This window comes from Azohydromonas lata, from assembly GCF_034427735.1.
Taxonomy (GTDB): Bacteria; Pseudomonadota; Gammaproteobacteria; order Burkholderiales; family Burkholderiaceae_C; genus Azohydromonas; species Azohydromonas lata.
In genome coordinates this window covers 1-11,867 of the sequence record NZ_JAXOJX010000087.1, presented here as the reverse complement: position 1 = coordinate 11,867, position 11,867 = coordinate 1, and the positions used below count along the sequence as shown (strand labels likewise).

At 72.0% G+C, this 11,867-nt stretch carries 6 protein-coding genes; 1 reads left to right on the top strand and 5 read right to left on the bottom strand.

The window, feature by feature from the left end; translation table 11 throughout:
- Window positions 1-62: 62 nt before the first annotated feature.
- Complete coding sequence (locus SM757_RS30355; RefSeq protein WP_322468202.1) at window positions 63-1,406, bottom strand: NAD(P)/FAD-dependent oxidoreductase; 1,344 nt, start codon at window positions 1,404-1,406, stop codon at window positions 63-65.
- 95 nt (window positions 1,407-1,501) lie between these two features.
- Window positions 1,502-2,896 (bottom strand): MFS transporter, encoded by a 1,395-nt coding sequence (locus SM757_RS30350; protein WP_322468201.1) that lies wholly within the window; start codon window positions 2,894-2,896, stop codon window positions 1,502-1,504.
- Window positions 2,897-3,251: 355 nt separating this feature from the next.
- On the opposite strand from SM757_RS30350, the gene SM757_RS30345 reads away from it, so the two are divergent.
- Window positions 3,252-6,032, top strand: a complete 2,781-nt coding sequence (locus tag SM757_RS30345) for a hybrid sensor histidine kinase/response regulator (protein ID WP_322468200.1) — start codon at window positions 3,252-3,254, stop codon at window positions 6,030-6,032.
- Window positions 6,033-6,056: 24 nt separating this feature from the next.
- On the opposite strand, the gene SM757_RS30340 is transcribed toward SM757_RS30345, so the two are convergent.
- The 3 genes from SM757_RS30340 to SM757_RS30330 form a co-directional block, all read right to left on the bottom strand.
- Window positions 6,057-9,203 (bottom strand): PAS domain-containing protein, encoded by a 3,147-nt coding sequence (locus SM757_RS30340; RefSeq protein WP_322468199.1) that lies wholly within the window; start codon window positions 9,201-9,203, stop codon window positions 6,057-6,059.
- Between the two features lie 356 nt (window positions 9,204-9,559).
- Window positions 9,560-10,777 (bottom strand): hypothetical protein, encoded by a 1,218-nt coding sequence (locus tag SM757_RS30335; RefSeq protein WP_322468198.1) that lies wholly within the window; start codon window positions 10,775-10,777, stop codon window positions 9,560-9,562.
- A gap of 143 nt (window positions 10,778-10,920) precedes the next feature.
- A partial coding sequence (locus SM757_RS30330; RefSeq protein WP_322468197.1) for a sensor histidine kinase occupies window positions 10,921-11,867 on the bottom strand: 947 nt, incomplete at its 5' end.

Genomic DNA, 11,867 nt, shown 5'->3' with positions numbered 1-11,867 from the left:
CTTTTCGCGCATTTTGTCAGTATTGTTTCTCGTCAAGAAACTTTATTTCCATCAGGCACGCTTCAATGCAACTTCACCCGCGGCTCGGTTCGTCTGGCAATGAACCTCGAAGCCGTCCCCAGCACTGTTTTCCACCAGCCGTGCAAGGCGACCTCGTGCATTTTGTACAGGGATTGATACATCCAGCGGGCAAATAAACCTTCTATCCAGAAATTACCCCCCACCAGTTGGCCCATCAAATTACCCACCGTGGTGTAAGTGCCCAGGGACACCAGGGAGCCGAAATCCCGGTAACGCCAGGGCTGCAGCGGCTGGCCGCGCAGGCGGCGCTGCATCTGCTTGACCAGGTGCGAGGCCTGCTGGTGCGCGGCCTGCGCACGCGGCGGCACGGTGGCGCCCTCGTGGCCCAGCCAGGGGGCGCTGGCGCAGTCGCCTATGGCGAACACGTTCTCGTCGCGCGAGGTCTGCAGCGTCGGCCCAACCAGGAGCTGGTGGATGCGGTTGGTCTCCAGCCCGTCCAGGTGCGAGAGGAATTCCGGCGCCTTCACGCCTGCGGCCCACACCACCAGCTCGGCGGGAATGGCCTCGCCGCCGGCCAGCTGCACGCCCTCGGCCGTCACGGCCGTCACGCGGGCGTTGGTGCGCACGCGCACCTTGAGCTTTTCCAGCAGCGACTGCGCCGAGGCCGACATGCGCTGCGGCAGCGCGGCCAGGATGCGCGGGCCGGCCTCGATGAGATTGATGCGGATGTCGCGCTCGGCGTCGATGCGGTCCAGCCCGTAGGAGACCAGCGTGCGCGTGGTGTGGTGCAGCTCCGCGGCCAGCTCCACGCCCGTGGCGCCGGCGCCGATGATGGCCACCTGCAACTGCTGCGGCCGCAGCGGCGCGCCCTGCGCATGCGCGCGCACGCAGGCGTTGACCAGGCGGCGGTGAAAGCGCTCGGCCTGCGCCGGCGTCTCCAGCAGCAGCGCGTGCTCCTGCACGCCGGGCGTGCCGAAGTCGTTGTTGAGGCTGCCCACGGCGATCACCAGCGTGTCGTAGCCGAACACGCGCGCGCCCGTGACCTGCTCGCCCTCCTCCGGGTCCACGTAGGGCGCCACGTGCACCTCGCGCCGCGCGCGGTCCAGGCCCGTCATCTCGCCCACGCGGTAGCGAAAGCAGTTCCAGTGCGACTGCGCGAGGTAGTCCACGGCGTGGGCGTTGATGTCCACCGTGCCGGCGGCGATCTCGTGCAGGTGCGGCTTCCAGAAATGGGTGCGTGCCTTTTCGATCAGCGTCACCTGCGCCTGCCCGCGCCGGCCGAGCTTGCGGCCCAACTGCGTGGCCAGCTCCAGCCCCCCGGCGCCGCCGCCCACGATGACGATGCGGTGCGGGCCACCGGCGCTGGACGAGGGAGCGGATGCCATGGCGGAACTTTCTTGCTGTGGCCGAGGCCGGGCCCGGGATGTTGGCGCCGCCACGGCGGGCGGGGAAGGCGGCGCGCGCTTCGCTTACATCTGCGTCAGCGCCCGCCGGCCAAGGCCTGCAGGCGCAGCCGCTCGTACTCCGCGCGGTCCACCGGCACGGCGTGGCGGTTGCCCAGGTCGTGCATGTGCACGCGGTAGGTCTCGCGGGCGCTGAAGGCCGCCAGCGCCGCCAGCACCGTGATGCCGAAGGTGATGGCGCCCACCGTCAGCGGGATGTTGTCCGCCCCCGGAGGCGCCACGGCCGTGAACACCGCCGGCAGCATGGCCGTCACCAGCGTGCCCAGGTTCTGCGAGATGGCCATGGCCGACACGCGGGTGCGCGTGGGGAACAGCTCCGGGTAGAAGCTCGGGAACACGGCGTTGTAGCCCTGGTACACCACGCCCCACATCAGGACGGACATGACCATGGCCAGCGGCACGTTGTGCACGCTGATGGCGTAGAGGTAGCCGAAGGACAGCGCCCCCGACGCCAGCGCGCCCACGATGATGGGCGGGCGCCGGCCGATGCGGTCGGAGAGCTTGCCCACGAACGGGATCACCAGCACCGCCACGACGTTGCCCAGCACGGGAATCCAGAGGTAGACGTCCTTCTCGAAGCCGATGCCGTAGCCCGGCTGCACCGCGTAGGCTGCGCCGAAGATGGTGGTGACCACGGGGATGACGTTCATGAGCGCCATGCACACCACGCGCAGCATGTCCGGCCAGCTCTCGGTGATGGCCTGCACCATGGGCGCCTTGGGCACGTGGCCCTCGCGCGCCTCCTCGGCGAAGGCGGGGGTCTCGTCCACCTCGCGGCGGATGTAGTAGCCCACGGCGATGACGATGAAGCTCAGCAGGAAGGGGATGCGCCAGCCCCAGGCGTTGAAGTCGTCCTTGGGCATGTAGTGCGCCAGCGGCAGGAAGACGGCGGCGGCCAGGATCTGCCCGGCCTGCACGCCTTGCAGCGTGAAGCTGGAGAAGAAGCCGCGGCGGCCGAACGGGGCGTGCTCCAGGATCATGGAGCTGGCCCCGGAGATCTCGCCGGCCACGGCGAAGCCCTGGATCAGCCGCATCACCACCAGCAGCGCCGGCGCCAGCAGCCCGGCCTGTGCGTAGGTGGGCAGCAGGCCCACGCCGATGGTGGAAAAGCCCATGAGGAACATGCACAGTACCAGCACGCGCTTGCGCCCAAGCGTGTCGCCCCAGTGGCCCAGGACGAAGGCGCCGATGGGGCGCGCCACGTAGCCCACGCCGTAGGTGGCCAGCGAGGCGATGATGGCCGTGGTGGGGTTGCTGCTCGGGAAGAAGAGCTGCGGAAAGATCAGCGACGCGGCGGTGGCGTAGATGAAGAAGTCGTAGTACTCCAGCGCCGAGCCTATCCAGCCGCTGGCGGTGGCTTTCCGGGTCTGGTGCGAGCCTGAGGGCTCGTTGGGCTGCGCAAGGCTGGCCATGGGCTTGTCTCCTGACGGGGGTGGTGTCGCTGCTTGAAGCCGCCCGGGGCCGCGGGGAAGAGAAGTCGCTGGGGCCGGGCGTCTTGACGGCCCGCAATGTAGGCAGCAGGCGGCGCGCCGGATGCAATGGCACCCGTCAAGATGACCGGACATCGGCCAGCCGCGTCCGGCAATCGGTCAGATTGAGGGAAATCCCGGAATCCGATGACCGCCTCCGCGGCCGCGCCGAGGCCACAGCGCCGCCTTGCCCGGCCCCGCGCCGGCACCAGGGGCCAGCCCGCCGATGGCGGGGCCGGCAGGTGCACCGCACACTGGGCGTGAAGTTCCATAACATTCAGACACTCGACACTTGCGCATGCCCCCAACCCCAGCCCCCCTGTGGAGCGTGCGCGCCGTGCTGACGCTGCTGCTCCTGTCCTGCCTGCTGCCCGGCCTGCTGGGCGCGAGCGTGCTGCTGGCACAGCAGTACCGCCAGGGGCGCCAGCAACTGGTGGACAACACCCTGCTGACGGCGCGCGCCCTGGTGCAGGCCGTGGACAACCACGTGCTGCGGGTGCAGTCCATCGCCCAGGCCCTGGCCCGCTCCGAATCGCTGGACCAGGGCAACCTGCCGGCGTTCCACCGCCACGCGCGCGAGATCCTGAAGGAATCCGGGCTGGCCTCCAACGCCGTGCTGCTGGATGCGACGGGCCGGCAGGTGCTCAACACGGCGCTGGAGCCGGGCCAGGCGCTGCCGGCGCAGCGCAGCCCGGCGCTGGCCGCGCCGGTGTTCGCCAACGGCCGGCCCTTCCTGTCCGACGTGTTCCAGGGGCCCGCGCTCAAGCAGCCGGTCGTCTCCGTCATGGTGCCGGTGCGCGTGAACGGCCAGGTCGCCTACGCCCTGGGCGTGGCCATGCTGCCGCAGTACTTCAACACGCTGCTGGGAGCCCAGCGCCTGCCTGCGGACTGGATCGTCGGCATGCTCGACACGCAGGGCACGTTCTTTGGCCGCACGCATGTGCCGGATCGCGTCGTGGGCAGCAAGGCGTCGCCGGACCTGCTGCGCCTGATCGCCCAATCCAGCGAGGGCGCCAGTGAAACCCTCACCGTCGAGGGCGTGCAGGCGCTCACCGTGCACGCGCGCTCGGCCATGACGGGCTGGCACGTGGCCGTGGGCATACCGCGCAGCGCGCTGACCACGGACCTCTACCGCGCGCTGGGCTTGATGGCCGCGGGTGTGGCCGCGCTGCTGGCCGCGGGCCTGCTGCTGGCCCGCCACCTGGGGACGTGGATTTCCCGCTCCTTCGACGCGCTCACCGAGCCGGCCCTGGCCCTGGGCCTGGGGCACGCGCGCGAGGTGCCCGCGGTGCACCTGCGCGAGGCGGCCACGCTGGCCGCGGCGCTGGCGCGCGCCGGCGAGCTGCTGCGCCAGCGCGAGGCGGCGCTGCAGCAACACCAGGCCGGGCTGGAGCAGCGCGTGGCGCAGCGCACCGAGGAGCTGGAAGAGGCACGCGCCGCGGCCGAGGCCGCCAACCAGGCCAAGAGCGACTTCCTGGCCAACATGAGCCACGAGATCCGCACGCCCATCAACGCCATCCTGGGCCTCACGCACCTGCTCGCGCGCGAGTCGGCCTCGGCGCTGCAGGCGCAGCGCCTGGGCAAGATCGAAAGCTCCTCGCGCCACCTGCTGTCCATCATCAACGACATCCTGGACCTCTCGAAAATCGAGGCCGGCAAGCTGCACCTGGAGGCGCACGACTTCTCGCTGCTGGCGCTGCTGGACAACGTGGCCTCCATGGTCAGCAGCACGGCCTCGGCCAAGGGCCTGCGCCTCCTGACCGAGGCCGACGGCGTGCCGCCGTGGCTGCATGGCGACGAGACGCGCGTGCGCCAGGCGCTGCTGAACTACGCCAGCAACGCCGTGAAATTCACCAGCCACGGCAGCGTGACGCTGCGCGTGGAGCTGCTGCAGGAGCAAGAGCAGGAGGAACAGGGGCCGCGGCTGCTGCTGCGCTTTGCCGTGGAAGACACGGGTGTGGGCATACCGGCCGAGGCGCTGCCGCGCCTGTTCGAGGCCTTCGAGCAGGCCGAGACATCGACCAACCGCAAGTTCGGCGGCACGGGGCTGGGCCTGGTCATCACCAAGCGCTTTGCCGAGCTCATGGGCGGCAACGCCGGCGTGCAGAGCGACCCCGGGCACGGCAGCACCTTCTGGTTCACGGCCCGGCTGGGCTGCGGCCGGCCGGTCGAGCAGCTTGGGCCGGAGAGCGCGCAGGCGGAATCCTGGCTGCGCCAGCGCCATGCCGGCGCGCGCGTGCTGGTGGCCGACGACAACGAGATCAACCGCGAGGTGGCCGAGGAGCTGCTGCGCGCGGCGGGCCTGCACGTGGAGGTGGCGCAGGACGGCCAGGAAGCCGTCGCCAAGGCCGGCGCCGGCGACTTCGACCTGGTGCTCATGGACGTGCAGATGCCCGTGGTGGACGGGCTCAGCGCCGCGCGCATCCTGCGCAGCGACGCTCGCTTTGCGCGCTTGCCCATACTGGCCATGACGGCCAACGCCTTCGACGAGGACCGGGCCGCCTGCCTGGCCGCCGGCATGAACGACTTCGTGTCCAAGCCGGTGGACCCGGGCCAGCTCTACGCCACGCTTGGACGCTGGCTGCCCGCGGGCAGCGGCAACGCCCAGCCCGCGGCCCACGACGGGCGGCCCGTCCTGGAGCAGCCCGCGGGCGCCACGCCGCAGGACGCCGTGCTGGCGCGGCTGGAACGGCTGCCGGGCTTCCACGCGCACCAGGCCGTGGCCAACCTGCTGGGCCTCAAGGACCGCTACCTGGCCGTGCTGCGCCTGTTCTGCGAGCACCATGGGCAGGAGGCGCAGCGCATCGCGCAGATGCTGCGCGACGGCCAGTGGCAGCAGGCACGCCAGGCGGCGCACGCCCTCAAGGGCGCCGTGGCGACCCTGGGCGGCGCGGCGATGGCGGAGACGGCCGCGGCCCTGGAGCGCCGGCTGCAGCAGCCGCCCAACGAAACCGACGCCCCGGAGCTGGCCGCCCTGGTGGACGAGCTGGAGGCCAGGCTGCGCGCCCTGGTGCGGGCCGTGGGCCCTGTGAAGGGCACCCAGGCGGCGGCGCCGCCACGGCCCCAGGGCGGCTCCTGAGCCGCTGGCGGCCACGCCAGCCGCTCAACCCGTGCGCTCACTCCCGCGCTCGCCCGCCAGCAGCGCCAGCAACTGCTGCACGTCCACGGGCTTGGTGAGGTGGTGGTCGAAGCCGGCGGCGGCGGACTTGCGACGGTCGGCGTCCTGGCCCCAGCCGGTGAGGGCGATGAGCCGCATGCGCTGCCCGCCCTCCATCGCCCGCAAGGCGCGCGCCACGGCGTGGCCGTCTAGGTCGGGCATGCCGATGTCCAGCACGGCCGCGTCGACCGGCCACTGGCGCGCCAGCGCCACGGCGTCCAGCCCCGCCAGCGCCACGCGGGTCTCGAAGCCCTGGAAGCTCAGCAGCAGCGCCAGGGTCTGCGCGGCGTCCTCGTTGTCGTCGGCCACCAGTACCTTCAGCCCGGCGCAGGCCGATTCGTCCACCCCCTGGTCCGCCGCTTCGGCGCCGGCCTCGTCCAGCGGCAGCCGCAACGTGAAACAACTGCCCAGGCCGGGGCCGTCGCTCTCCACCACCACGCGGCCGCCATGCAGCTCCACGATGCCGGCCACCAGCGCCAGGCCGATGCCCAGGCCGCCCTCGGAGCGGGCGGCGCCAGCTTCGAGCTGGCCGAACATCTCGAAGATGCGCGCGCCCGCCTCCGGCGGCAGGCCGATGCCGTTGTCGCGCACGCTCATGCACAGCTCGGCGCCCTCGCGCCAGACGCGCAGCGCGATGCGCCCGCCCGCGTCGGTGTACTTGGCCGCGTTGGTCAGCAGGTTGGAGAGCACCTGCGACAGCCGCACCGCGTCGGCCTGCAGCGCCAGGCGCCCAAGCGCCACGCCCTCTTCCAGCGACACGGTGAGCACGTGGCGCTTGGCGTCCAGCATGGGGCGCGCGGCCTCCACGGCCGGGTCCACGATGGCGGCCAGCGTCACGCGCTCCTTCTTGAGCTGCAGCTTGCCCTGGCTGATGCGGGCGAGGTCGAGCAGATCGTCCAGCAGCCGTGCCATGTGGCGCACCTGGCGCTCCATGAGGCGCTGGATCCAGCCGAGCTGGTCCAGCCGCAGCGCGGGCGAGGCCAGCAGTTGCGCCGCGTTGCGCAGCGGCGCCAGGGGGTTGCGCAGCTCGTGGGCGAGGGTGGCGAGGAACTCGTCCTTGCGGCGGTCGGACTGGCGCAGCGCTTCTTCCGCGCGCTTGCGCTCGGTGATGTCGATGACGAAGGCCAGCAGCTCGCTTTCGCCGTCGAAGAGGCAGGTGGCGAGCATCACGGGCACGCGGCTGCCGTTTGGGCGCAGATATTCCTTTTCGTAGACGGCGGAGATCCCGTCGCGCTGCGCCTGCGCCACGGCGCGGCGGTCGGCCGCCAGGTGTTCCGGCGGGGTGAGATCGGTCCAGCGCAACAGGCCCTGACGCAGTTCCTCGCGGGTCTTGCCCACGATGCGCAGGAAGGCATCGTTGGCTTCCATGAGGCGCCCGTCGGCGTTGCCCGTGACCATGCCGATGGGGTTGAGCTCGAAGACGCGGCGCAGCCGCTGCCCGCTGGAGTGCAGCGCGGCCTGGGCCTGGTGGCGCTCGGTGACGTCGCGGAAGAAGATGGACAGGCCGTCGGCCGACGGGTAGCCGTGGCACTCGATCCACTTGTTCAGCGGCTCGGGATAAAACTCCTCGAAGTGCGTGGGCTCGCCCGTGTCCATGGCGTGCTGCAGCTCGGAGCCGAAGAGGCGCTGGCGGACGTGCGGAAAGGCGTCCCAGAGGGTCTGGCCCAGCAGCTCGTCGCGCCGCACGCCCAGGATGCGCGCGCCTTGCTCGTTGAAGTAGGTGTAGCGCCACTGGCGGTCGAGCACGGCCACGCCGTCGGTGATGCTGTAGAGGATGCGCTGCAGGTTGTCCTTGGAGCTTTGCAGCGCCTGCTGCAGCCGCTTGCGCTCGGTGATGTCGCGCGAGACGCCCAGGAGGCCGATGACGCGGCCGGCGGCGTCGCGCAGCGGCATCTTGCGGGACAGCCACACGCGCACGCTGCCGTCGGGGTAAGGCAGCGGCTCCTCGATCTCCTCGGCCGCGTCGCCGTCCATGACGCGACGGTCGTTGGCCATGATGGCGCGGGCGGCCTCGGGGTCGTCCAGGAACTCGGCGTCGGTGTGGCCCACCATCTGGTCGGCGCGCTTGCCCACCAGGGCCAGCGTGGCGGGGTTGGCAAAGAGCAGCCGGCCGCCGAGGTCCTTGGCGAAGATGGCGTCGGGCGACAGGTCGCTGATGGCCTGCAGCAGCGCGCTGCGATCGTCCATGCGGCGCATGGCCTCGTCGGCGGCCTTGCGCGCGGTGACATCTCTGGCCGTGCCCAGCACGCGCACGCACTGCCCCGCCGCCGAGAACAGCGCCCGCCCCTTGGCCGCGACCCAGCGCACCTGGCCGTCCTCGCGGGCGACGGTGCGGTATTCGGCGTCGTAGAGGCAGCGCCGCGCGGGGTCGCAGGCGGCCTCGAAGGCCTCGCGCACGCGCTGGCGGTCGTCGGGGTGCAGGGCGGCGAGGAAGTCGGCCATGGTCACGTCGGCATCCAGCGGCAGGCCGAACATGGTTTTCACGCGGGCGGGCCACTGCACGGCGCCGGTGGCGGGGTCCACGTCCCAGAAGCCGACCTCGGCCGCGTCGGTGGCCAGCCGCAACTGCTCCTCGGCCTGGGCCAGGCGGCGCTGGGCGCAAAGCAGCTCAGCGAGTTCCGGCGCGGCGGCAACGGCCACGCCCGTGAACAGCGCGCCGGCAGGGCGGCCGGCGTCGTCGTGCAGCGTGGTGGCGGTGAAGGCGAAGCGATGGGCGCCGTCGGCGGCGGCGAGCTCAAAGCGCCGGCCTGGCGCGGGGTGGACGCCGTCAGCCAGGACGGATTCAACGATGGGCTGCAGCCGTGGCCAGTGCGCGGCCCAGGCTTGGCGCAGGGGCTGGCCCAAGGTGGCGTTGGGCGGGGTGCCGGCGAGGGCATTGCAGGCGTCGTTGCCCAGGAAATGGAGATCATCTCCCCAGGCCAGGGCCATGGGCTGCGCCGAGCGCGGCAGCACGCGGGCAAGCGTCTGCAGCTCGCCGGGCCAGGCGTCGCGCGGGCCCAGCGGGGTGGCGCTCCAGTCGATGAGCGCCAGCCGTGAGGAAAACGCTTCGGCCGGGGTGGGAAATGCGCTCGATGGAATCGGTTGGCCGGGCATGCGCGGGGGTGGTGAAGACTGAAATGCGCAGTCTGGGGGGCCGCGAGGGGATGGGCAAGCACGGCGGTGCCGGTGCGGCGGGCGCAGTCGATTTGCAGGGCGCGTTGTTCAGAAATCTGAACGATGGGGTGCAGGGAATAGGGAGCTGGAGGGCACGGGGGCGAACGATGGGCGCCTTTGCGCAGGGACGGCGTTGGCGTCAGCCGGAGACTGGCCCGCAGCGCCCCCCGATTCGTCATTCCCGCGAAGGCGCACTGCTGTCCGGGGAATACGTAACAGCTAACTCGTTGCCCATTGGGAGTGCAGTCCGTCAGCCAATACGCCGGCGCCTCGCAGGCCGCGGCGCCACGTCAGGCTCAGGCGCTGACGTTGACTTGCGAGCCGGTCGAGCCGGAGGCGCTGCCGCCACCGGCGGCGTACTGCTTGAGCATCCAGCCCACCAGCTTGGCAGCCTGCTCGTCGAGCTTGTTGCTGCCGCTCTGGTTCGATCCGGATGACGACGAGGACGACGAATCCGACCCCGAACCGGACGAGGACGAGGACGACGCCCCGGTCGCCTTGTCCAGCGCCTGCGCCACGGCGTCCTTCAGCGAGGACAGCTCCGAGGCGCTCAGCGACTGGTCGCCATCACTGTCGGCAGCCTTCAGCGCCTGCTCCATCAGCTTCTTGAGCTCGCCCGCGGCGCGCTCCTGCGCCGACACCACACCGTCCTCGTTGGTGTCCAGCGGGTCGATGGTCGTGCTGCTGCTCGTGCTGCCGGAACTGCTGGTGCTGCTCGTGCTGGTGTCGTCGGCGTCGCCATCGCCGCCACCGGCCGGGGGCGGGCCACCCGCGCCGCCGGGGCCGCCGGGACCGCGGCCGCCCCGCGCACCCTGCGCACCCTGCGCACCCTGCGCACCCTGCGCACCCTGCGCACCCTGCGCACCCTGCGTGCCCTGCGTGCCCTGCGTGCCCTGCGTGCCCTGCGTGCCCTGCACGTTGAGCGTGCCGCCGGCACTTTGGCCACCCTGGCCGCCCTGCGGACGGCCGGCGGCGAACTCGTCGGCGCTCAGCGAGCCGCTGCTGTCCGTGTCCAGGCGGCTGAAGGCGTCGTCGTCCTGCAGGCCCATCCGGTCCTGCAGCGTCTTGAGCTCGTCGCTGTCGATGCTGCCGTCGCCGTTGCCGTCCACCTTGGAGAACAGGTCGTCGCTGCCGCCTTGGCCGCCAGGAGCGCCCAGGCCCCCCATGCCGCGCTGCTGCGCGAACTCCATGGTGGAGGACGGCTTGGGCATGAGCGCCTTCATGGCCGCGTCCAGCTCCGTGGCGTCCAGGCTGCCACTGCCGTCGCCGTCGAGCTGGCTGAAGTCCACCGCCGAGCCGGCGTCCGTGGACGAGGACGTGGCGCTGCTGCCACCGGCCGAGGGGGCCGCGCCGGGGCGCTTGGCCAGCATCTGCTGCAGCTCCGACGCGTCCACGCCGCCGCTGCCGTCGCTGTCGGCGCGCTTGAAAAGCTCTTCCTTGTTTGGGCGCTGCGGGCGCTGCATCGCCGTGGCCCAAGCGCCACTGCTGCTGCTGACGGAGCCGATGCTGCTCATGAAATCTCCCTGCTCTGGTGTGCTGGTGAAGCCAGCGCGGGATTGCGACCAGCTTCTGCCACCGATTCTGGGAACCCCTCATGGCTGCCGTTTTTCGCCCATGTGTCGGCGCCGACACACCAGCGGGTACACGCCTTGGCCGCTCAGGGCGCCGCGGGCAGCCGCACCTGCGCGCGCAGCCCGCCGCCGCCCAGGTTGTCCAGCGTGAGCGTGCCGCCCTGGCGCCGCACCAGGTCGCGCGCGATGTGCAGCCCCAAACCCAGCCCGGCGCGGTGGTGGCGGCGCGGGTCGGCGTCGTGCAGTTGGACGAAGGGGTCCAGCACGGCGTCGAGCTGCGCGCGCGGGATGCCGGGGCCGTCGTCATCCACGGTGATGCACACCGCCCCGCCCTCGCGCCGCAGCGCCAAGTGCGCCCGCGTGCCGTGGCGCAAGGCGTTGTCCAGCAGGTTCTCCAGCACCCGGCGCAGCGCGGCCGGCTGCACGCGGGCGGTGGCGGCGGCCGGCGCGGCCACAGGCGCGGCGGCGCCTCCACCCTCGTCCGCCCACCCGCAGCTCAGCGCCTGGCCCTGCTCGATGCGGTCGTCGGCCACGGCCTGCACCAGGGCGGCGAGGTCCAGGATGCGCGGCGCCTCCTGCGCCTGCTCGCTGCGCGTGAGCTCCAGCGCGGACTCCACCAGCGCGTCGATCTCGCGCACGTCGGCGATGCAGCGGCCCACCAGCGCCGCGTCCTGCGGGCGCTCCAGCCGCTCCAGCCGCAGCCGCAGCCGCGTCAGCGGCGTGCGCACGTCGTGCGACACCGAGGCCATGAGCAGCGTGCGCGCGCGGAACTGCTGCTGCAGTTGCCGCGCCATGGCGTTGAACACCTGCGCGGCCTCGCGCACCTCGCGCGTGCCGCCGCGCTCGTCCAGCACCGGCGGCGCGCCCTCGCGCAGCGCCGGGCCCAGCCCGCGCGCCGCGCCGGCCAAGCGCCGCATGGGCGCCGCCACCCAGCGCGAGCCCCACCAGGCCGCCAGCGCAATCACCAGCAGCCGCACGCCGTAGTCCAGCGCCAGGTCCGCCGGCGGCAGGCCGCCGCGGTGCGGGGGCCCGG

Bases quoted from the DNA above. Each gene is read 5' to 3' on its own strand.
- SM757_RS30355 (WP_322468202.1), bottom strand. From the start codon at position 1,406: ATGGCATCCGCTCCCTCGTCCAGCGCCGGTGGCCCGCACCGCATCGTC.
- SM757_RS30350 (WP_322468201.1), bottom strand. From the start codon at position 2,896: ATGGCCAGCCTTGCGCAGCCCAACGAGCCCTCAGGCTCGCACCAGACC.
- SM757_RS30345 (WP_322468200.1), top strand. From the start codon at position 3,252: ATGCCCCCAACCCCAGCCCCCCTGTGGAGCGTGCGCGCCGTGCTGACG.
- SM757_RS30340 (WP_322468199.1), bottom strand. From the start codon at position 9,203: ATGCCCGGCCAACCGATTCCATCGAGCGCATTTCCCACCCCGGCCGAA.
- SM757_RS30335 (WP_322468198.1), bottom strand. From the start codon at position 10,777: ATGAGCAGCATCGGCTCCGTCAGCAGCAGCAGTGGCGCTTGGGCCACG.